The sequence below is a fragment of the Proteus sp. MB838 genome, assembly GCF_054767435.1.
Genome location: NZ_BAABMO010000041.1, coordinates 1 through 22,814, shown reverse-complemented (window position 1 = coordinate 22,814; position 22,814 = coordinate 1). Strand labels below are relative to the sequence as shown.

20 protein-coding genes and 1 pseudogene are annotated in these 22,814 nt (G+C 36.0%); 15 read left to right on the top strand and 6 right to left on the bottom strand.

Features of this window, described 5'->3' with window-relative positions; genetic code table 11:
* Window positions 1–4: 4 nt before the first annotated feature.
* Genes ACYUCW_RS15090 through ACYUCW_RS15080 form a run of 3 tightly spaced genes read left to right on the top strand, consistent with a single transcriptional unit; the run spans window position 5 to window position 1,749 of the window.
* A complete protein-coding gene (locus tag ACYUCW_RS15090; protein ID WP_460408934.1) occupies window positions 5–541 on the top strand; it encodes a fimbrial protein in 537 nt (178 codons plus the stop codon).
* Window positions 542–559: 18 nt separating this feature from the next.
* Entirely contained in the window at window positions 560–1,408 is an 849-nt protein-coding gene (locus ACYUCW_RS15085; RefSeq protein ID WP_460408932.1) for an MrpH family fimbial adhesin, read from the top strand.
* A 20-nt stretch (window positions 1,409–1,428) separates the two neighbouring features.
* Window positions 1,429–1,749 (top strand): helix-turn-helix domain-containing protein, encoded by a 321-nt coding sequence (locus ACYUCW_RS15080; RefSeq protein WP_004244929.1) that lies wholly within the window; start codon window positions 1,429–1,431, stop codon window positions 1,747–1,749.
* A 564-nt stretch (window positions 1,750–2,313) separates the two neighbouring features.
* On the opposite strand, the gene mrpI is transcribed toward ACYUCW_RS15080, so the two are convergent.
* A complete protein-coding gene (gene mrpI / locus ACYUCW_RS15075) occupies window positions 2,314–2,880 on the bottom strand; it encodes a phase variation DNA invertase MrpI (protein WP_460408930.1) in 567 nt (188 codons plus the stop codon).
* Window positions 2,881–3,558: 678 nt separating this feature from the next.
* On the opposite strand from mrpI, the gene mrpA reads away from it, so the two are divergent.
* From mrpA to ACYUCW_RS15025, 10 genes are all read left to right on the top strand, one after another.
* A complete protein-coding gene (gene mrpA / locus ACYUCW_RS15070) occupies window positions 3,559–4,086 on the top strand; it encodes an MR/P fimbria major subunit MrpA (RefSeq protein ID WP_460408938.1) in 528 nt (175 codons plus the stop codon).
* A 97-nt stretch (window positions 4,087–4,183) separates the two neighbouring features.
* Window positions 4,184–4,732 (top strand): MR/P fimbria assembly terminator MrpB, encoded by a 549-nt coding sequence (gene mrpB / locus ACYUCW_RS15065; protein WP_023843516.1) that lies wholly within the window; start codon window positions 4,184–4,186, stop codon window positions 4,730–4,732.
* 22 nt (window positions 4,733–4,754) lie between these two features.
* A complete protein-coding gene (mrpC, locus tag ACYUCW_RS15060) occupies window positions 4,755–7,370 on the top strand; it encodes an MR/P fimbria usher protein MrpC (RefSeq protein ID WP_460408929.1) in 2,616 nt (871 codons plus the stop codon).
* A gap of 55 nt (window positions 7,371–7,425) precedes the next feature.
* Entirely contained in the window at window positions 7,426–8,184 is a 759-nt protein-coding gene (gene mrpD / locus ACYUCW_RS15055) for an MR/P fimbria assembly chaperone MrpD (RefSeq protein WP_004244924.1), read from the top strand.
* 13 nt (window positions 8,185–8,197) lie between these two features.
* Complete coding sequence (locus tag ACYUCW_RS15050) at window positions 8,198–8,743, top strand: fimbrial protein (RefSeq protein WP_004244923.1); 546 nt, start codon at window positions 8,198–8,200, stop codon at window positions 8,741–8,743.
* 13 nt (window positions 8,744–8,756) lie between these two features.
* Window positions 8,757–9,242, top strand: a complete 486-nt coding sequence (locus ACYUCW_RS15045; RefSeq protein WP_004244922.1) for a fimbrial protein — start codon at window positions 8,757–8,759, stop codon at window positions 9,240–9,242.
* Window positions 9,243–9,252: 10 nt separating this feature from the next.
* Window positions 9,253–9,801, top strand: a complete 549-nt coding sequence (locus ACYUCW_RS15040; protein ID WP_004244920.1) for a fimbrial protein — start codon at window positions 9,253–9,255, stop codon at window positions 9,799–9,801.
* A gap of 21 nt (window positions 9,802–9,822) precedes the next feature.
* Window positions 9,823–10,650, top strand: a complete 828-nt coding sequence (gene mrpH, locus ACYUCW_RS15035; protein ID WP_004244918.1) for an MR/P fimbria adhesin subunit MrpH — start codon at window positions 9,823–9,825, stop codon at window positions 10,648–10,650.
* A gap of 21 nt (window positions 10,651–10,671) precedes the next feature.
* A complete protein-coding gene (mrpJ, locus tag ACYUCW_RS15030; RefSeq protein ID WP_004244917.1) occupies window positions 10,672–10,995 on the top strand; it encodes a transcriptional regulator MrpJ in 324 nt (107 codons plus the stop codon).
* Between the two features lie 637 nt (window positions 10,996–11,632).
* Window positions 11,633–13,207 carry an AbgT family transporter gene (locus tag ACYUCW_RS15025; RefSeq protein WP_004244916.1) on the top strand — a complete coding sequence of 525 codons (1,575 nt, stop codon included), beginning with the start codon at window positions 11,633–11,635 and terminating at the stop codon, window positions 13,205–13,207.
* Between the two features lie 39 nt (window positions 13,208–13,246).
* Here the strand turns inward: ACYUCW_RS15025 and ACYUCW_RS15020 are convergent, their stop codons facing one another.
* Entirely contained in the window at window positions 13,247–13,624 is a 378-nt protein-coding gene (locus ACYUCW_RS15020) for a DnaJ family domain-containing protein (protein WP_004244915.1), read from the bottom strand.
* A 131-nt stretch (window positions 13,625–13,755) separates the two neighbouring features.
* Between ACYUCW_RS15020 and ACYUCW_RS15015 the strand changes: the two genes are divergently transcribed.
* Both ACYUCW_RS15015 and arnT read left to right on the top strand, forming a co-directional pair.
* Window positions 13,756–14,094, top strand: a complete 339-nt coding sequence (locus tag ACYUCW_RS15015; RefSeq protein ID WP_004252444.1) for a carboxymuconolactone decarboxylase family protein — start codon at window positions 13,756–13,758, stop codon at window positions 14,092–14,094.
* A gap of 365 nt (window positions 14,095–14,459) precedes the next feature.
* Window positions 14,460–16,094, top strand: coding sequence for a lipid IV(A) 4-amino-4-deoxy-L-arabinosyltransferase (gene arnT / locus ACYUCW_RS15010; protein ID WP_460408926.1), 1,635 nt, complete (start codon window positions 14,460–14,462; stop codon window positions 16,092–16,094).
* Window positions 16,095–16,582: 488 nt separating this feature from the next.
* On the opposite strand, the gene ACYUCW_RS15005 is transcribed toward arnT, so the two are convergent.
* The 4 genes and pseudogenes from ACYUCW_RS15005 to ACYUCW_RS14990 all read right to left on the bottom strand — a co-directional run bounded on the left by ACYUCW_RS15005 (window position 16,583) and on the right by ACYUCW_RS14990 (window position 22,655).
* Window positions 16,583–17,932 carry a TolC family outer membrane protein gene (locus tag ACYUCW_RS15005; RefSeq protein WP_004252441.1) on the bottom strand — a complete coding sequence of 450 codons (1,350 nt, stop codon included), beginning with the start codon at window positions 17,930–17,932 and terminating at the stop codon, window positions 16,583–16,585.
* A 2-nt stretch (window positions 17,933–17,934) separates the two neighbouring features.
* Window positions 17,935–19,260 carry an HlyD family type I secretion periplasmic adaptor subunit gene (locus ACYUCW_RS15000; RefSeq protein ID WP_460408924.1) on the bottom strand — a complete coding sequence of 442 codons (1,326 nt, stop codon included), beginning with the start codon at window positions 19,258–19,260 and terminating at the stop codon, window positions 17,935–17,937.
* A 16-nt stretch (window positions 19,261–19,276) separates the two neighbouring features.
* Window positions 19,277–21,016 (bottom strand): type I secretion system permease/ATPase, encoded by a 1,740-nt coding sequence (locus ACYUCW_RS14995; protein WP_460408922.1) that lies wholly within the window; start codon window positions 21,014–21,016, stop codon window positions 19,277–19,279.
* Between the two features lie 162 nt (window positions 21,017–21,178).
* Window positions 21,179–22,655 (bottom strand): annotated as a pseudogene (locus ACYUCW_RS14990) (serralysin family metalloprotease).
* Between the last annotated feature and the right edge of the window lie 159 nt (window positions 22,656–22,814).

Genomic DNA, 22,814 nt, shown 5'->3' with positions numbered 1-22,814 from the left:
CGGGATGATATTACAAAGATTATCTCTGGGTACTGCAATCTTTGCCGCTGTGATAGCTATGGCTAATGCTGATCCTAATATGCGTTTTCATGGTGAGTTAATTGATGAGCCATGTGTAATAAAACCCGGTGATGAAATTATTGTCATCACGCTGGATAAAGTGACTGATAGTGCTTTTTACAATGGAGTAGAAAGGACCAAAAGCCAGCAATTTGAGATCAATCTATCGGAGTGCGATCTCTCTATGAATAACAAAGTTTCCATCACATTTAAAGGTGATGAAAATAAGGCGATGGCAGGGAAAGGTTTTCTAGCATTGAGTCCAATAAGTCGAGCCTCTGGTATTGCTATTGGTCTAGAAGATAGCGATGGAGTCCTCTTACCCATTAATCAGCCATCGAAAAATATGGCTTTACTTTCAACTAATAACACATTGAGGTTTAGTGCTTTTATACAAGCAGAACCTACCGCAATTGCTAATCAATCAATAAAACGGGGGCCCTTTAGCGCCATTGCTACATTCCATTTAAATTATGACTAATGTTGACTTGAGGTTTATATGCTTATACCTAAGCGCCAATTAATCTTTTACTTATTTACTAGCATGTTGATATATCCAGCTTCCTCTATAGCCGCTATTTTTTCTTATATTACAGAATCAAAACCAGTAGGTAATGAGGGGATAGGGGCTGATTACACTTTTATTATCCAACGTTGGGATCCCGAGCCACCAACGGCTTTAAATCCTTGTTATAAAAAAAAACCTTGTTATATAACCATAAATCATCGTCATCAGCCTAACCAGTCTGGAGGTTCAGCGACCAGAACTATTTTAAGTGATGGGCATAAATATCGAAGAATGGAAGATCTACGTATTGCTGTTATGAAAGAATTAGGAGGATTCCCTTATGGCCCAGGAGTTGCCATTCATCGATATGTTGATACATCAACCATACAAGAGTGCGTTGGTATATTTTATCAGCCAAATGCTTATGGTTTTGCTGAAGATGGCTATTTATTACCGGGTTCTATTTGTGCAATTGCTCCCCCTCCTGTTGGACATTGTGATGTGTTAGCCCATTCTGTTGAGTTGGATTACGGCAATGTGGGGGAAAATGAATTAGACAATGCGGTTCGTTCTCAAACTGTGAATGTGACGTGTAATCGTGATGTCTCTTTACAGGTTGTTGCAACAGGAATGAATAATCGTCAAGTCCCACTACGTAATGACAATAGCTTATATGCTGATTTATATATTAATGATAAATCTGGCGAAGAGGGAGAGGCTATCTTTGTCGCTAAAGGCAAAATGGTTTCTATACAGGTGAGTTCTAAATTGAGAACCAATGGACATGTTGCTCCAGGGTATTTTTCTGGCTCTGGCGCGTTGATTCTAACGTTACCATAATAATAAAAGGTTGAAATATCATGGTGAAATATCGTCGTGCAAATATTGATGTCAATGCACTGGTAGGTAAGCGCATACAAAAAAGGCGTAAAGAGTTAGGTTACACAGGTAGCCAATTGGCGGCAAAACTAGGGGTTAGCCAACAACAATTCTCACGCTATGAGCGGGGGTTAAACAAAATAGATCTTACTTATCTAGTGCTATTAGCTAAGTTCTTAAACACACCCATTTACTGGTTTTTTGAGGACTGTATTACTTCAACGTCGGTCAAAAGTGGCAAACCGCTAAGTCGACGAAGCAATCTTTTAGCCAAAAAAGCACTAGACGCATTTCTGTATTAACCTTTACCTCTTACAAGAAAAAGTCCTTAAATAAGCAACCTATTTAGGTCAGGCTAAGGGGATGTTTTCCCTTAATGATCGCTATAGCGATATTGACTGTCGAGTTATGTTGCACTCATTAGGCTTGCAATCACTATCCCTAAGCGAGCTTAGATGGGTAGTGATTGCTTTATGAGCATTATAAATGTGTAGAAAGAGACGAAAAAATCAGAATTAATTGTATTTTGAATATATCTCTTATACTAAGTTAAATTATTAATGATAAATCTTTTTAATGTTTTTCTGTGGGTAAATGGATACCTTCTAAGATAGAGTCTATTGGAATAAAAATGATTATATTTCAAAAAAAATTAGTACACCAAATATGACCGGGTTTATTAAAATCAAGTATCATTAATTAATTCTTTATTAAGATTACTATCGTGATTATTTATATTAAATGATATAATTTTTAATATAAACCCTAATTTGAATTAAAAAGAAAAAAATATCTATATTCTTATTGTAAAATAAAGCGTACTCAATTATTGATATTAACTTTTTAAGTAATCTATTAATAAAGAACTATTGTGAGTTTCGCGTTTCCCATATATTGATAAATCGTTTTGAGTTACTTGCTGTATAAATAACCGTATGGGAAATATTGCGATGGCCTAAATAGTCTTGAATTAAACGTGTATCTCTGCCTAAATCCGCCAGTGCGTAGCCACAGGCGTGGCGTAACATATGAGGGTGTGGACTAATAGAAACATTGGCTTTTTTACCTAAACGGCGTAATAACCCATAAACTTGTTGACGGGAAATTGGTCCCGTTTTTTGTGATAAAAATACCCATTCAGAATCTGATTCTCTCCAGTTTTCTCTACTTTTCAACCAGTTGCATAAGGCTTCATATTCCTCATCAATAATAGGTTGTGTTGTTGAAAGCCCACCTTTTAAACGCCTGACATAGAGTATTCTACTTTCTAGATCAATATCGCTTAATGTTAAATTACATAGTTCGCTAACACGAAAACCATGTAAAAAACACATTAAAAACATACAGTAATCTCTTTCGGGATACCTACCTTCCTTAGCTTGCTTTAAAATAGCATTCACTTCAAAACGTGTAAGAAATTTACGTTGCTTCATTTTCGTAACCTTTTCAATTAGATAATAAACAACAAAAGTCAGTTGCAGCATCACTATAGCAAGTAATATGCATCAATAAAGGGTTGTGTTTTTTTTATACTTTCTTTTTTACTCGTTAATTTTAAACAAGTTTATTGAAAGTTTGCCAATTTTTAGAAAACGAAAACCATTGATAGGTAAGAGAAAGGAGAATAGCAGGTGATATTTACACCTATTTAGAGAAACAATCAAAATACACCAAATTGTTTACTATTATTCTCCGGCTTCTAACTTAAGTCAAATATATTATTGGGTATATATTCTTAATTATTTAACATATTGATATTAAACAATTTTTTAAAAAATCAAAATAATTTATTACTTTGTGCAAAACACTGAAATAAATTTTTTTACTTTTTTAACAAACTATAGTATTTGCACTTAGAATTATATCATCTTTTTCCTAAATTTTAAGATGAAAAAATCTAAATAGTCATACTTGCAAGATGAAAATCTTTAACTAAACAATTTGGTGTATTTTGTTTCGTTTCTAACGATATTTCGTGGCGTTTGAAGTGGACTTAAATATACCAAAATTCCCGAGCTCAATAAATGAGCCATTCAATTAGGAATAATCCAATCCTAAATGAATTAATTATTTTAGATGTCTTCATCCTTTATATTTCAGGAAACAAAAAGATGAAATTAAATAAATTAGCTTTAGTTCTTGGTTTAGGTTTATCTGTTGTTGCGGGTTCTGCTTTAGCTGCAGATCAAGGTCATGGTACTGTTAAATTTGTTGGTTCAATCATTGATGCTCCTTGCTCAATTACTCCTGATACTGAAAATCAAACAGTTCCACTAGGTCAAATTTCTACTGCTGCATTAAAAGATGGTGGCTGTAGTAATTCTCGTGACTTTAAAATCTCTTTAGAAAATTGTACTACAGAGACTTACAAAACTGTTCAAACAACTTTCACTGGCTCTGAAGCAACTGAAGTTTTAGAAGGTTCTTTAGGCATTGAAGGTATCGCTAAAAATGCAGCTGTTGTTATCACCGATGCGGGTGGTAAACAAATCAAATTAGGCACCCCAAGTGCTGCTCAAAACCTGCGTGATGGTAACAATGATCTGAACTTTGCTGCTTATTTACAAGGTTCTGCATCTGAAGCTGCTGTTCCAGGTGACTTTACTGCAATCGCAACTTTCGCACTGACTTATCAGTAAGAAAAAATAAGTTCTGTACAAGGAAGTACAGAGCTTTAATTCCTGTCTTTACTTTTAATGATTTTTCTTACTAACGGAGAAAAATATGAATCGCAAGATGGCACCACTATTGCTATGCCTTGTTGCCAGTTTAGTAACTGCGCCAACGATAGCCAGTGATGTAAAACAAGATAAAAACATGCATCAGCGATTTGGGTGGCTCAATCTACAAGGAACCATATTAGAGCCGTCATGTGCAATATCAGCGGGAAGTAGTGATCAAGTGATCCCGCTAACGACGGTATCTATCCCAACGTTAGTCACTGAAGGTCAAGGACCGATTGAATATTTTTCTATCAGATTAACGGACTGTACGCTAATTAGCCAGAAAGGGCAAGAAGCGGATAATCCACGTTTTATCGCAACGTTCGATGGTCCTTCTAATGGAAATGGCAACTTTGAGTTATCCGGTGAGGCCAAAGGTGCTTCATTAGCGATAGCGGATCGTTATGGTCGACAAGCTATTCCAGGACAACCCCTACCGCCCGTTGGCATTGATTCGCAGTCAATGGCATTGCTGTACCAAGCTCGAATAGTCAAAAACAACGATACGCCAAAAGCGGGGAATTACCGTACGACGCTGCGCTTTAAGCTGGAATACTATTAAATGGATCAGGGTTGGATAATTTATGGTTAGATCATTCAAAACCGTTTGTTTAGAGAAGCGAGAAAAGAGAAAAAAGCATGCTATTCGGCCTGTTGCTATATTGATCTATTTAATTGTTACTGGGGCATCCAGTCTTTCAAATTCAGCTTTAGCGAATAGCGATATTGAGTTTAATTCTGATATTTTAGATCTTAAAGATAAACAAAATATCGATTTATCTGATTTCTCTCGAGCTGGCTATATTATGCCAGGGCGCTACGAATTTGTTGTTCGTATAAATAATAATGAACTTCCCGATATCTACAACATTAATTATGTTGTACCTGCAGATGATCCCAAAGGAAGTGAACCTTGCTTACCTCCTGAATTAGTTCGTCAATTAGGACTAAAACCAGAGTGGCTTGATAAAATTCGTTTTAACGATAATCAAACTTGCCTTGATACATCATCTATTCCCGGAATGACAATAAATGCCAGTTTAGGTAGTGGTAATTTATTATTAACGATACCTCAAGCTTATTTGGAGTATTCAGCACCAAACTGGGATCCGCCTTCTCGTTGGGATGACGGTATTTCAGGGATACTTTTTGATTATAACGTTAATGCAAATGTGACTGATCCTGCTAAAGGAAAACAACGTCAGCAAGTGACGGGGTTAGGTACTTTAGGGGCGAACTTAGGTGCTTGGCGTTTTCGCGCTGATTGGCAAGCGAGCTACCAACATACGACAGGGATCCCTCAAAGTACAGAAAACAGCTGGAAATGGAATCAATACTATCTCTATAGAGCTATCCCTCAATGGGAAGCGCGCTTTGTCATGGGAGAGACTTACTCGCGCTCCGATATTTTTGATAGTTTCCGTTTTGCCGGGGTTCATCTCGCAACTGACGACAATATGTTGCCACCTAATTTACGTGGATATGCGCCAGAAGTCACAGGTGTAGCAAAAACCAATGCCAAAGTGACAATTAGCCAACAGGGTCGAGTGATCTACGAAACGCAAGTTGCTCCAGGACCATTTCGTATTCAAGATATTAATGATGCGGTTAGCGGTAAATTAGATGTACGTGTCGAAGAGCAAGATGGCTCTGTACAAGAGTTTCAAATGGATACGGCAAGTATTCCTTATTTAACTCGACCAGGACGAGTGCAATATAAATTCTCGGCAGGTAAACCTTCTAATATTGACCATAATACCGAAGGCCCCGTTTTTGGTATGGGGGAATTTTCATGGGGGGTGAGTAACGGTTGGTCACTTTATGGGGGCTCAATTGTTGCGGGTGATTATAACGCCTTGTCTGCGGGTATCGGCCGTGACTTAATGGCTTTTGGTGCTCTCTCTTTTGATGCTACTCACTCTTGGGCAAAAATTCCTCGTGATGATAAGCGTTATAACGGTGGCTCTTATCGATTAAGTTATTCAAAACGTTTTGAAGCTATTAATAGCCAAGTCACCTTTGCTGGTTATCGCTTCTCAGAACGCGACTTTATGACCATGGATCAGTATTTAGAGCGTCGCTATCGCGATGGTAATGCTGATAATAACAAAGAACTTTATACCATTATGTTTAGTAAGCAATTTCCTGATTGGGGATTGAGTACTTACTTAAACTATAGTCACCAAACATATTGGAATAAGCCAACTAATGATAATTACAACTTATCGTTAGCGAAAAGCGCGGATATTGGTCGTTTTAAAAATATCAATTTTAGTCTCTCCGCTTTCCGTAATAAATTTAATGGCACCAATGATAATGGCGTTTATATGAATGTCAGTATGCCTTGGGGTGATCGTGCGACCATCAGTTACAACACTGTCATTAATAAGAGCGGTAACTCTCATAATGTCAGCTATTACGATCGAATTGATGACAATAGCAGTTATCGTGTTGGCGCTGGGGTAAGTAGCAATGGTAAACCTTCAGCCGATGCTTATTTTATGCATTATGCTGATGCGGCCTTAGTCACCGCCAGTGCAAGTCATATCAATGGTGAATATACCTCTGCCACTTTATCGCTACAAGGTGGTGCCACACTTACGCCGAAAGGTGGAGCATTACACCGCGTTAGTCGTACAGGTAGTACTCGCTTACTTATTGATACAGACGGTATCGCTAATATTCCCGTGAAGAATTTTGGTGCGATTTCCCATACCAATATGTTTGGTAAAGCGGTATTGCCAGATATTAATGATTACTACCGTAGTAGCGCGAGTATCGATCTTAATCGATTACCTGAAAATGTCGAAGCATTACGCTCAATTCAGCAATTAACCCTAACCGAAGGGGCGATTGGTTACCGTCGATTTGATGTTATCGAAGGGCAAAAAGCCATGGCGGTTATTCGGTTAAAAGATGGAACCTTCCCACCATTTGGCGCCAGTGTCACAACAGAAAAAGGGCGTGAGTTAGGCATCATTAATGATGGTGGAAATGTTTATCTAACTGGTATTAATACCGGGGATGTATTGAGTGTTCGTTGGAGTGGTAAAGAGCAGTGCAAAGTACTTATTCCAACATTGGTGGAGAATGTGCAAATTTCATCACTGTTATTGACCTGTAGTGATGATGGCACAGCAACCTCTACTTTCAATCAAAGAGAAGTCTCCTTACCTAAAACGAAGTTTCTATCTCGTTAAGGTTAAGGAACAGGAAATAAAGATAAAAACAACTTCAGACAAAGAGTAATTAAAGATGATGTTATTAAAACGCTCATGCATTGTTGCAACCACTTTGTTAATGGGAATGGCATTTACTCATCAAGCTGTTGCTGCCATTGCGCTAGATCGAACTCGTGTCATTTTTAATGGTGCCGAAAAATCGATTAGTTTAAATGTCAGCAATCAAAATAAGGACTTGCCTTATCTTGCTCAAGGCTGGATGGAAAATGAAAACGGCGAACGTATTGAAAGCCCACTGATTGTTTTACCCCCGATCCAACGTATTGAACCGGGTGATAAAAGTCAGATTAAGGTGCAATCATTACCTGATATAGCCAAATTACCACAAGATAGAGAAAGTGTTTTCTATTTTAACCTACGTGAAATTCCACCACGTAGTAATAAGCCTAATGTACTGCAAATTGCATTACAAACGCGGATCAAATTATTTTATCGTCCTGCATCAATCTATGCCTCGCAAACGGATTTAACCAATCCTTGGCAAGAGCAGATCACTTTAACTAAAAAAGGTGATCGCTTCGAAGTGAATAATCCAACGCCTTACTATGTGACATTAGTCGATGGATTAACCAGTTTGAAAGGAAAAAGCTTGGATGGCTTTGAACCATTAATGATCGCACCTAAAAGTAGCGGCACGATAAATCTGAGTGCTTCCATGTTTGGTGCTTCACCGGTATTGAGCTACATCAATGATTATGGCGGTCGCCCTCAGATGAAATTCACCTGTAGTGGCAATCAATGCAAAGTAACAGAAACGGCAGCTGGAAACTAAATAGGTCTGATTTATGGTTATGGAACAGTGGTTTAGCCCAAGCAAGGCAGTGTTGGTTTTTATTCTGGCAACATTTACTGGAGGCCTGAGTTCTACTGCTGTTGCTAACTTACCTGCAGGAGCAGTAATAAGAGCGACCCCCGGGATTGTTTATATCAATATTACTGGAAACGTCATCGCTCCACCTCCTTGCTTAATCAATGACGGCAAGATGATCGAGGTGAATTTTGGCGAAGTAATGAGTACGCGTATTAATGATAGCAATTATAAGCAACCTATCGAATATACCGCGACTTGCCAAAAAAGACCGACTAACGCCATGAAAGTCTATATAACAGGTAATGCAACAGGGTTCGATAGTAATGCCCTACAAACTAATATTACGGGATTAGGGGTACGCATTCTTTATCAAGGTAAATTATTAGGATTAGGCTCAGCGGTTAAATTTACCTATCCCAATTTGCCTAAACTAGAAGCGATCCCTGTGCGTGATAATAGAGAAACACTAGTTGGTGGAGATTTTGTTGCCAATGCCACACTTCATGTAGATTATCAGTAAAGGGGGCAACACGATGAATAAATTGCAATCTATTTGTCTGATTATATTACTAAATTCTACAGCAGTAATGGCGGCCGACTCGCCTAATTTAAAATTATTCGGAACATTATTAGTGCCACCTCCTTGTGTTATCAGCAATGACGAACGAATTGAGGTTTTTTTTGGTAAGAACGTCGGTATTAATAAAGTTGATGGTATTAACTATACCGAATCGGTGAATTATACCTTGGTATGCGACGCTAATTTAAAAGGTTGGGATTTGGGATTATCAATTATCGGACCTAAAACCCAGTTTGATGAGGCGGCATTGCAAACCAATATTCCAGATTTAGGTATTCATTTAACTCAAGATGGTAAGCCTTTTAAGCTAAATGAGCGTATTGCGATTTCACCAGATTCGCCTCCGGTTATTCAAGCTGTTCCAGTAAAAAGACCGGGAAGTACCTTGCCTGAAGGGGCATTTGAAGTCTCAGCCACCTTATTAGCAGAATACCAATAGGAGCGTTTTGATGAAAATAAAAACATTATCGATCCGGTTCATATTGGGTCTATCTGTATCAATAGGGTTAACTTCAGCGGCTTTTGCAATACCGGACAACCTCTATTTTCACGGCATATTAGTTGATGAGCCTTGTACCATAAAACCGGGTGATGAAACCGTGGTACTCGATTTTGGCAATATTCCTGATAAAAACCTTTATGCCTATAAAAGAACGCCAAGCAAGTTATTTCAATTACGTCTGTCAGAATGCGATCTCTCAATCGGTAAAAGCGTCAAAATAACCTTTAAAGGAGAGGAAAATCAAGCAATGGCAGGAGAAGGATTTTTGGCAATAAGTCCGGGCAGCCAAGCTTCTGGTATTGCGGTGGGATTAGAGTCTGAAAATGGTAATGCTCTACCTATAAATAAAGAAACAGACAAGATGTCATTAACTGCGGGTGACACTATTTTGAATTTTTATGCCTTTATTCAAGGTGAGCCGGATGCGATTGCGAATAAGTCGATTAAACGTGGTCCTTTTAGTGCAATAGCCACCTTCTATTTGAATTATGACTGATAATGAAGATTGAGGTTTTACATGTTTATATTTAAACGATTTCCGGCGATATTTATCTTAATAGCGGGGCTTTTCTCAGCACCTGCGATGGCCTCTATTTTTTCTTATATAACAGAATCAACAGGGACACCTTCTAACGCCACTTACACTTATGTTATTGAGCGTTGGGATCCAGAAACCTCAGGAATATTAAATCCTTGTTATGGTTGGCCTGTGTGTTATGTCACAGTGAACCATAAACATACAGTAAATGGTACTGGGGGAAATCCTGCATTTCAGATTGCTCGAATTGAAAAACTACGTACTTTAGCTGAAGTTCGTGATGTAGTACTTAAAAATAGATCATTCCCTATTGAAGGGCAAACCACCCACAGAGGGCCTTCATTAAACTCTAATCAAGAGTGTGTGGGATTATTTTATCAACCGAATTCAAGTGGTATATCACCTCGAGGAAAACTCTTACCAGGTTCACTATGCGGTATCGCACCACCACCAGTGGGTGCTTGTAAAATATCTGAAGGTGCGGTGAACCTTAACTATGGTGATATTGATGAAGCTAGTTTAAGTGGGGCTAAGCGCTCTGAAACAATCAATGTAACCTGTAATTTAGCAATGAAAGTGTTGGTTATCGCATCTGGCTCTGATAGTGGGCGGGTACCTTTGCGTGCAGATAAGAGTTTATATGCCGATTTATATCTAAACAATTATCCTGGTGAAAAAGGCGTTACGGTAAATGTCCCAGCAGGCGGTTCAGCGCCAGTCTCTGTGAGTTCAACGCTACGCACGAATGGACGGGTAGCTCCTGGTCGTTTCTCCGGTTCCGGTTCAATTATTTTAACCATGCCTTAATCATGATAATGGGTGAATATTATGATGATGAATTTTGATTTTGCGAATATAGATGTAAATGCTTCTGTAGGTAAAAAGATCCAAAAAAAACGTAAAGAGCTGGGTTATACCGGTATGCAACTGGCTAAAAAAATTGGTGTCAGCCAGCAACAATTTTCTCGCTATGAACGAGGTATGAACAAAATAGATCTCAGACATTTAGTGCTGTTAGCTCTCTATTTGAATACACCCATTTATTGGTTTTTTGAGGATTGTTACGTAAAAAAGCCTTCATTAAATAATAAAGGAATAGATAAGCGCAATTATGTTATTGCTCAAGCAACACCTGATGCTTTTCATTATTGATATTAAGTCGATATGACATATTGATGTTTTGCTAGATATTACATTTCTTTGATTGATTACCTTATTGGTAGGGCAAGGGCAACCTTGCCGTTTTTTTATGTTTCATGCAGACTGATTTTATCCCCTTTTCTAAAACGTCTAGTAATATGCTCGATTTTATTTTTCTATTATTTACTGCGTTATTATTAGGCTTTTCTCCTATTTTATTATCATACCGCTTAGTCACAAATAGACTTCTTTTTTAACATCTCTTAGTTAATTCTTGTAATGATGTGACTATAAATAGTAATTTCAGCCGTTATTATCAGGTTTATTAGAGTATTCGAAGCTTTTTATGTACTTTTTAAGGAGTTTTTAGTTCTGTAAAGGTTAATAAATAGACTTTAAAATGTTAAAAAGTGTTAACTTGCGCGCATTTTTTAATTTTAGATATTATAAATTGATTTTAATGTTTGTTATCTATAATTGATGGTGTGTTTTTTAACTTATTGTTTAATATTAATTAAATTATATTTTTTTTCATTGTTTGAGTGTTAATTTTAGATAATATCATTTATATGATAGGTATTTACGGATAGTAAAAACAAATTTGGTTGTGTACTGTGCATTTTCTGTTTTTTTATAAAAAGGATAAATCATGCAAACAAAAAAACAGGGAGGAAGTCGTTTTCTACGCACAGTGGAATGGCTTGGAAATGCACTCCCCCATCCCGTTATTTTATTTATTATTTTAATTGCTATTTTACTTGTATCTTCAGCGGTTGGTGAATACTTCGGCGTTACAGTACAAGATCCACGACCAGAAGGCGCTAAAGGGCGCGCTGAAGATGGTTATATTCATATTATCAGTTTACTTGATGCTGATGGTATACGACGTATTCTTGCTAATATTGTTACCAATTTTACAGGGTTTGCTCCTTTAGGAACCGTACTGGTGGCTTTACTCGGTGTCGGAATAGCTGAACGAGCGGGATTATTATCAGCCGTTATGCGTTTAGTGGTTATGAAAGCACCACGCAAAATGACCACATTAGCCATTGTATTTGCAGGTATTATGTCAAATACTGCAGCTGAATTAGGATATGTTGTCTTGATCCCGCTATCGGCAATTATTTTCCATTCGCTAGGTCGTCATCCATTAGCGGGGATTGCTGCTGCGTTTGCGGGAGTATCTGGCGGATATTCAGCTAACTTACTGTTAGGGACTATCGATCCATTATTATCAGGTATTACACAACAAGCAGCACGCATTATTGACCCAAGCTATATTGTTGGTGCGGAAGCAAACTGGTACTTTATGTTTGTCAGCACCTTTTTAATTACATTTTTAGGCTACATCATCACAGAAAAAATCGTTGAGCCTCAGTTAGGGCCTTATAATGGTAATGAATTAGATGATGAAGAAACTGATCTAAAAAATGCTGCGCAAGTTACCCCTCTTGAGAAAAAAGCACTATGGGCAGCAACAGGAACATTTATTGTGATGGCCATCATTCTGGCATTCACTGTCGTACCTGAAAATGGCATATTAAGAAACCAAGAAACAGGTTTAATTGGTAACTCACCATTCTTAAAATCCATTGTTGTATTCATTTTCTTATTTTTTGCTATCCCCGGTATTGTTTATGGTTGGATAGCTAAGACTATGCGTTCAGATAAAGATATTGTCGATGCCATGGCAAACTCTATGAGCACATTAGGTCTTTATTTAGTAATTATTTTCTTTGCTGCTCAATTTGTGGCTTTTTTTGGCTGGACAAATATAGGGCAAGTGATCGCTGTTAAAGGTGCGGCTTTACTTAATAGTATTGATATGCCAAGTGGGTTGCTATTTTTGGGCTTTATTTTAATTTGCGCCTTTATCAATTTAATGATTGGTTCAGCTTCCGCGCAATGGGCAGTAACGGCGCCTATTTTTGTTCCTATGTTAATGCTGGCAGGTTATGCGCCAGAAACTATTCAAGCAGCTTATCGTATAGGTGATTCGGTGACGAATATTATTACGCCAATGATGAGTTACTTTGGTTTAATCTTAGCGGTTGCCACAAAATATAAGAAAGATACGGGTATTGGAACTATGATCTCGATGATGTTGCCATATTCTATTATCTTCTTAATTGGTTGGTCACTGTTATTCTACCTTTGGGTATTTGTTTTCCACTTACCTGTAGGGCCTGGATCGCCAATTTATTATTCACCGCATGCGGGATAATATTATTCTTTAGATAAGCTTATACAAGGATGTATAGGCTTATTTGTGTTTATGTGTTGCTAACTTTTCTGTTAATTGGGTTGCATAGTCCGTATGTAGAAACTGTGTGTCCATTCCTGCCTGTTGTAATTTTAATTCGAGTAAAGTGAGTTTTTTTTGTAACTGTTCATCTTTGATGCCAGTTTCTGAAAGTGAACTTAATATTTCGGCTAAAGATAATGCATCTTTTCTATCTTGCATTTCTGGGGGCAAAAAGCCGGCATTCTTAAGCAAATGATAACTAGCCCGCAAAGACTCAGGAACATGACTGTTATCATCTAATACCAAGGGTTTACCTTCTCCTGGCAAAGAAGAGAGTTCACCATTTTTCAACGCCTTTTCAATGTGGCGCTCCGCCCATTCATCAAGAATTGACATTATTCAGCCTCAACATTAATGACTAATGTAATCAATAAAATAACAAACTTAATTTCACTTGATCAAATCACATAAAATGATATTATATTTTTATATTATATAAAAATATATATTATTGTAGGGAGAGTAAAATGAGCAAGTACCAAGAAATAGTAACAGACATCTCGGGAAATATGGGGACATTATCTAAAAATATTCCTGAAGTTATGAAGTCATTTATGAGTACCACCAAAGCAAGCTCTAAAGATGGTGTGCTCGATGCTAAAACCAAAGAGCTGATTGCTATTGCCATTGCTGTTGCTAATCGTTGCGATGGTTGTATAGGTTTTCATACTAAAACCCTAGTTGAATTAGGGACGACAGAGCAGGAGCTTGCAGAAGCATTGGGCGTCGCGATTTATATGGGAGGGGGCCCTTCTGTGATGTATGCGTCCAATACCATGGGTGCTTTTAAAGAATTTAGTCAATAGTATTTAATAAAATTTAGTTATCATTATAGCCAGCATATTGCTGGCTTTTTGGGTTTTAAAGCTTATAGTGGCTCACTTATATTTTAGTTTTTCTTAATGATTACTAATGGTATTAGTTATATTCGTGAAATGCCAAAAGGAAATTATTATTGATAACCTTTTTTTATAAAAACATAAAGGAATTGTGAGTATTTTTACGTAAAAAAATAAAAGATAACAATTTGATTTTTAATAATATTTTTTTATTTCTCTATTTTTATTAATAAAGCTTTAATAAATATATTTGAATTTTTTATAAAATATTATGACTAATTGATGTTGATAAATAATGTAGTGCGTTTATTTGAGGAATTATGAATATAGCGATGACAGAAAGATATAAATGGTTATTGTTTTTCCTATTTATCTTATTAACTTATTTTATTCCTTTAGAAACGCGCCTGTTATGGCAACCAGATGAAATTCGTTATGCTGAAATTAGCCGTGAAATGTTAGTTTCTGGCAATTGGTCAGTGCCTTATCTTCTTGATATTCGGTATTTTGAAAAACCTGTTTTAGGATATTGGATCAATTGTATTGCTCAGTGGCTATTTGGTGAAAGCCATTTTGCGGTGCGTATTGTTGTAGTAACATCAACCTTATTAACAGGATGGCTTATTTATAAAGCGGTAATGGTAGTTTGGCGCAATAGCGCTCTTGCTTTTAATGCTATGACCGTTTTTTTATCTTCTTTTCTGGTATTAGCAATAGGTACTTATAATATATTAGATCCTATTGTGACGCTGTTTGTGACCGCTGCAATGTACTCATTTTTAGTTGCGTTATCGACCCCGAATAAAAAGGGCAAAATAATTGCTTATATGGGTATTGGCTTTTTTTGCGCACTTGGTTTTTTAACAAAAGGCTTTATTGCGGTTGTTTTACCTGCATTAGTTTTTTTAGTCATGGCAATTAGTCAAGCTCGCTTTAAAGAAGTGGTTTGCTATTCCTCTATTGCATTGTTAGCTCTCGCTATTACAGCTGGACCTTGGGTGATTACTGTTGCATTACAAGCACCGGATTATTGGAATTATTTTTTCTGGGTTGAACATGTACAGCGTTTTATTGCTAAAGAGTCTGCTCGCTCACAACCAACGTGGTTCTATATCCCGATAGTTATATTGGGTGTATTGCCTTGGCTAGGTTTTTTATTTGGTGCATTAAAATCAGCTTTCTCTTTAAAAAAAGGTACACTCTATTTTCTGCTGTGGTTTGCTCTCTTTTTTGCTTTTTTCTCAGCCTCAAAAGGAAAACTATTAACCTATATGCTACCGTGCTTTGTGCCATTATCTATTTTAATTGCACACTATATCGAAGAGTTAAAAGATAGACCTGATGAGAAAATTAGCAAAGTGAATGCATCTATTAATATTGCTTTTGGGCTAATGGGTATATCAGCCGTTATCTATTCTTTATACAGTGCCAAATTTGCGCTTTATGATACGAATGAAACGTTAAAAATAGTGTTAGCAATAAGTGGGTTTTTATTTTGGAGTGTGATTGGTGCGGGGGCGCTGTTTAGACAAACACAGTTTTTAACGATGTTTTGCTCTATCGGACTAAGTTTAGTTATTGGCTATGCAATCCCAGAAAAGATAGAAAGTAGGAGTACACCAGAAAATATTATCCAACGTTATTATGAGCCTTTGAGTAATAAATCGTATCTTTTAACGGACGAAGTTGGTATTGGTACATCACTTGCTTGGGGACTAAAACGTACTGATATTCGTTTAACAGAGACGAAAGGTGAGTTGGCTTATGGTTTAAATTACCCAGATGTAAAAAATAAATACTATAGCCTTGAACAGCTATTAGCATTAATTGAAGCAAACCAATATAAAGGGGTAGCGATTGTTTTAGTCAGACCTGATAGAAAGCAGATTTTGACTAAATTGACTACATTAAAGGAAAAGCCGATAGTAGAAAAAGAGGGCGATTTAACGCTGGTGTTCTTTAATTAGCTGAATTGCTTTAATATTTATTTTGCTGTGATGTTTTTTCTCAGTGAGTATTGATCATGTATTACGATTTTGCTTTTCGTGTGATTTATATGTGATCTAGATTAAAAAACAGAATTTGTCGGTAAATATATTTTGCTCTTTGTCGTTTTAATGGTAGGTTTAAAATGTGTCCATTAGAACGGAGTTAGCTAAGCACTATATGACAAGTCACTTAACTTTATCAGAACCCCCACCCAGACAAAATGTACTCATGAATAGGGGGAATTTATGCTGATTTTTTTAACTGAATGTATTATCGGTCTGGCATCAATTGCTCTTACTCACCGTGTATTAATGTTGTACGGTAATAAAAAGAAGTGATGAAAATACGATATGCTAATAAGCTAAGTAATCTATTAGACTAACTATCATAGACGCAAAGCCCTATAACCTGATTAATTATAGGGCTTTTATTATAGTATTGAGTTAAATTAAATATATATTTTCAGCTACTGAAAATAGTTTTCAATAATTTTTATTTTTTCAATGTCTAGTGTATTGGTATATTGATGTAATAATGCCCAAGCTTGAATATAATCATATTTGGCTTTGATTAAATCTTGCTGCGCTCTATATAAAAGCTCTTCCGCATTAAGCACATCAACCATCGTTCGCTGACCACCAACATAGCTTTTTCGTGTTGCATTTAATTGTAACTTAGCGGAACTAACGGCTTGCTCAAAAGCCATTAATTTAATATGACTCGTTGAGCAAATTTGATATTGATATCTTAATTCCTGAATAATATTTTGAATAATAGCATCCCTTTCAAATGCACTCATCTGATATTTTGCTGTCGACTGACGCATTGATGCCGTTGTTTTACCCCCATTAAATAAAGGCATACTGACATAAAAACCCACGTTAGCAGATTGGTATTTCTGGTTAATGGTATTATTACTATCAGAATTACTACTAGAGTAAGCCGCATAAAATTGTACTGTTGGGAAAAATTCTCCTCTATTTTTCTCAATCTCTTGTTTAGCTATCGCCATTTCATGACGAGCAGATTGTATCTTTAAGTTATTTTGTATGGCATTTTTTTCCCATGTGGAATAGTCATCGGGAGCCAGTGATTGAAGAACAAACTTTGTATCAGTTAGCTTTGCGATGTGCTCATGAGTAGGCAATTGTGAACCGATCATAGCACTGAGTTTGTTTTTAGCCTTTTCAATTTCTAATTGAAGATCGGTATATTGTGACTGGGTTAAATATAAACGAGTCTCTATTTCAGCAATATCTGTTTTGGTTCCTTCTCCTAACTCAAATAGGCGTTGACTTGAAGCTAGTTGTTTTTGATAGATTTCTTGCTGTGCTTGATTTAGCAATAATTTATCTTGTGTATAAGCAACTTGAATATAATTATCAATAAGTCGAATAATTAATTCTGAAAATTTATTTTGATAATGACTGTCTGCTAATAATGTTTTAATGATAGAAGCTTTGTATTCACTAAATGCGGTGTAGTCAAATAGTGGTTGACTAATAATCGCGTTGACAGAATAGCTTTGATAGTTTTGATACTCAACTGTTGTTATTTTATCCTGAAATATATTTATTGGATAAGCCTTACGTTGCCAGTTGCGAGGATTATTTTTGTAATTGACAGAAATATTGGGTAGCAATTGTGATAACCCGATATTTTCATACTCTTTACCTGCTACTTGCTCTTTTACAGCTGCATTAAATGTGGGATCATGTTTAATCGCTAAAAAATAGAGATCAGACAGTGTAACCGCTGAAGCTGGCAAGCTTAGGAGTCCTACGGAAAAAAGTGTAAAAAGTTTTTTTATTAGCATTATTATTCTTCCGTTAATGAAGTATGGAGCCTATCCAATACTGGTTTGAAAAGATAATTTAATAATGAGCGATCGCCAGTTTTAATAAATACATCAACGGGCATACCTGCTTTCAATTTATTTTTATTATCTGCTAATAATGTATAATCTTTTATGTTAATAAGAACTTGATAATATGGCTCAGTTGTTCGTTCATCAATTAATCTATCGGCAGAAATAATCGTTACTTCACCAGGAATTTTTGGCGTGGTATTTTGATTAAAGGCACTAAAGATCAAATCAACGGGAAGGCCAGGAGTTACCTTATCAATAAGATGCGGAGCAAGACGCGCTTCAATAACAAGTTGATGATCTTCAGGCACTATGTCCATCAATGTCTGACCTGTTTTTACAAAGCCACCTTGGGTAAAAACAGAAAGATCCATTACAGTACCCGATATCGGTGCGATAATTGCCATTTTAGCTAATTTATCTGTTTCTATAATAAGTTGTTTTTCTGTTTCACTGATTTGTAATTGTATTTTATTTAGCTCTGTTCGAGCTAGTTGGTGGAAATTGGCATTACGTTGTAATATTCTTTGCTCATATTCTAATTTTTGTTTTTCTAATGCACTTATTTGCCCAAAAGTCTCGTTGAGTTGATTATTATTTTCTGCTAATTCTCGCACCATTTCTTGATATCGATGACGAGGAATATATCCTTCATTAGCTAATATTTGTAAATCATTAAGCTGATTTTGTAGATTACTAATTTGACTCTTTTTATTCTGAATTGAGCGCTTTAGATGGGTTAGGCGACCAGTAATGCCATCGATAGCTGCTTTATAACCATTTATTTCACTTATTAATTCTGCACTTTTTTCATTTAATAAACGATTTTGTTGTAGTAATAACTTCTCTCTATTTTCAGTAGATGAATAGTATTTATCGCTATTATTTAATTTAAATGAAGTTTGTTGATTAAGTTCAGCGTATAATCTTTGTTGAGTGATCAGTAAATTATCATATTGCTCTGATAACGATTTTACTAAGGCTTGAGATTGAATAGGGCTTAGCTGTATCAGAGTTTGTCCAGCTGATACCGGATCACCATTTTTTACAAAAATATGAGTAATAATACCTTCAACAGAAGACTGTACACTTTTTTTATTCCCCGATATTACTACGTTTCCTATTGCAGGAACGCCTTTATCAAGGGGCGCGAAAGCAGCCCAAAAAATAAAAATTACTAAGCCTAATAAAACCACAGTCCATCCAATAACGAGAAATTTCTTTGGATCATCTGAAATTTTTTCTGACAGTGGTATAACATTTTTTTCTATAGTCATGATCAATTCCGAAAAATTAAGCGTTATTTGAGGTTGCTGGTGTTGAAGAAATAGTGTTTGCCGTTTTTGTGATAGTTGGATTATTTAATTCAGCAATAACAGACGCCGTTGGACCGAATAATTTGGTGTTTCCATCAAATATCACTAATAATTTATTAGTGACAGAAAGTAGCTGTTTTTGGTGGGTAATTAAAATAACGGTTTTTTTATGCTGTTTTAATGTTTCGATCGCCTGTGTTAACGCTCTAATACCTAAATCATCTAAATTAGAATTTGGCTCATCTAAGACAACTAACGTGGGATCGCCATATAATGCTCTGGCTAATGCAATACGTTGTTTTTGTCCGCCGGATAATCCTTCACCGTGAGCACCAATTTGGGTTTCATATCCTTGAGGAAAGCGTAAAATCATCTCGTGTACATGTGCCATTTTGGCGGCTTGGATCACTTTTTGAGGATCAACCTCAGTAAAGCGTGCAATATTTTCAGCGATAGTGCCGGGGAAAAGGGCGATTTCTTGAGGTAAATAACCAATATGTGGACCAATTTCTTCTTTACTCCACTGAAAGATATCCGCATTATCTAATCGTACAATGCCTTTTTTGACCTGCCATATACCGACAATAAATTTTGCTAAAGAAGACTTACCAGAAGCACTCGGGCCAATAATACCTAGTATATCTCCCGGTAATAGAGCAAAATTGATATTATTTAGTAATATTCTGTCACTGTGTGGATACACGGCTTCATCGATATTAACAAGTAATTGGCCTTGAGGCTTAGGTAAGGCCATTTTTTTATTTTCTTGAGGGTATGTTTTTAATAAAGTTGTCAATCGATTGTGGGCTGCTTTACTACTATCCCAACTTTTCCATACATTGATCACTTGCTCAATAGGGGCTAATGCTCGACCTAAAAGTATTGAACCGGCAATCATCATTCCAGGACTGATAGTATTATCAATAGCAAGCCATCCCCCTAAACCTAGCATTAAAGATTGTAATGCCATACGTGTTACTTTTGTGATAGCGTTAATACCAGCTGCATTATCACTGGCTTGTGTTTGTGCTTGTAAATATTTGAAATGAGAGGTTTGCCATTGTTTACGTAATTGACTAAGCATTCCCATCGCTTCGATAGTCTGTGGATGTTCTAAATGATGACTTTGTATTAGTTGTGCTTGATTGGCAAAATTGTTCGCTTTTTTTAAATGATTTTTAGATAGATATTCATTAAGGATAGCCAAAGCAAATAAGATAAGGGCACCACAAAGTGCAAATAATCCTAACCAAGGATTAAATAAAGTAATAACTAAAAGGTAAATAGGGAACCAAGGTAGATCAAAGAAAGTGAATATGGCATGACTAGTAATGAATTGTCGTAAAGTAATTAGATCTGTTAATGCTAACGTTGGATTAATATTCGCTATTTTGTTTAATTTTTCTCGGTAAGCTGCAGTATAAATGCGTGAATTAAGTGATAAATCTAATTTATTACTCATACGTATAACAATAATGCTTCTTAAATATTCTAATCCTCCCATAAAGATAAAAAGAGCTAACATAATGATTGTTAGCATCAATAGTGTCATTTCATTACCTGATGGTAATACTCGATCGTAAACTTGTAACATATAAATAGAAGGGACTAACATTAATATATTAATTAAAGCGGTAAATAGCCCAATAGAGAGAAAAACTTTTCGTCTCTCTTTTATGATACTTGTTATCTCGTTATTATATTTTATTTGTGGCATGTGGTATTCCTGATTTAATTTGTCTATTTTTAGTACTAAATATCTTTTGTTGGTTTTAAAGAAGTGTCTATTTTCTCTTTATTTTTTATTATGAATATCAAAATAGCTTCATTTAAAGCAAAAGAGGGTAGGAGAAATAACTTTCTCCTACCCAACTATGACTTAAACAATAAAATCAGTTTCGTAATTAACAAAACCTACGATATCAATTTTAAAATCAGGATTATAATTATAGCCATAAGCATTAATGGCTAATTCAGAAGCATTGGTTACTTCATTATAGCTAAGAGTTGCTTCGCCAGCATTTCCTGTAAAGTTATCAACAAAGTTAAGAATTTTGCTACTAAATGTATCTTGAATTAATGTTGATAAATCAATTTTATCAATACCGGTTTTGAAATCCATTATTTTATCTGCGGCTGTTACTAAAGAATCTGCAATTTCTTTATAAATAAAGGTATTGCTTCCTGTGCCACCATGTAATGTATCTTGTCCACGACCACCATAAATAGTGTTATTACCACTATGGCCATAGATAATATCGTCTCCTTCGCCTCCAATAAGAGTATTATCAGCATCATTACCATGAATAATATCATTACCAAAACCACCAATCGCGTTTTCTATGGTAACATTTTGTGCAATGGAAACATTTTTCTGTAATCCCCCCCACATCAGAAAAGTTCCCAGCACGTAAATCAATCAGTTGATCTTGATAGAAGCCTGAGAAATCAAATGTATCGTTACCACCACTATCCCATACAGAGAAAATTAATTTATCATTGCTATCAGTAGCCGTATAATAATCAATCCCAGTATTTGAATTGAAACCATATACATCATCACCTGTTCTGGTAGTCGTATTTGCGCCATAGAGATATTGCATAGCAGAAATATCATGAAGGAGAGGGGCTCCAGCATAAGCACCTTGGAAGTGGGCGCCTGTTTCATATTCATCCCAATAGCTCATTACTGTATATTGGCGACTATCTTCCGCATAATCAGATTTTAAATAACCTGGAACATTCTGACCTGCGTTATAATCACCAGGATGCATAAGACCCAGTGTATGACCAATTTCATGGATAATAGTTAAACGACCATAATTACCCAATTCTGGTGTAGTATTACCTGCATAATGATAATCACTAAACCATGCTTGGCCAGAAAGATCTTTTCCATAAGCATAGGTATTAGGCAATGTTGCATAAGCCTGAAATGTGCCATTGGGATCATAGATATTACCAAAAGTAATATCTGTTTTTACGTCAGAAGCCTTCATTCCATCAACATTCCCAACAGCAACTTCAGTAAATTTAATATTTGCAATGTCAGACCATGCATCTAAAGATTTTCTTGCATGCTCTTTTTGTAATTCATTAAATTCATAAGGATTCTTATTACCAAATTGATTAAATTTGCCTTCCCATTTTGGGAATGAATAAGTCACCTCAGCGGGTTGCCCAATAACATATTTGCCATTCCAAGTGGAATCTTCACGGGCTATATGTTTTCCTGCGGTATCATAATCAAAAGAAGGTAATACTTTGGTTGAATAGTTATAGAAGATCCCGCTTTTATCTAATAAATCAGAAATATTAGATAACCCAACGGCTTTTTTTAATAAAAAAGATCCCATAATATCCTCCAGATATAAATTTAGGTTAAGTTTATTTTCATACTGAAAATATATTTATCTGGCGAATGCCATTGAGGATAAAGATAGACATTAATTATTATTAATCTAGGGGGGGTAAAATAAGTTTTTAAATAATTGTGAAGTAAAGTGTGTTTTAAG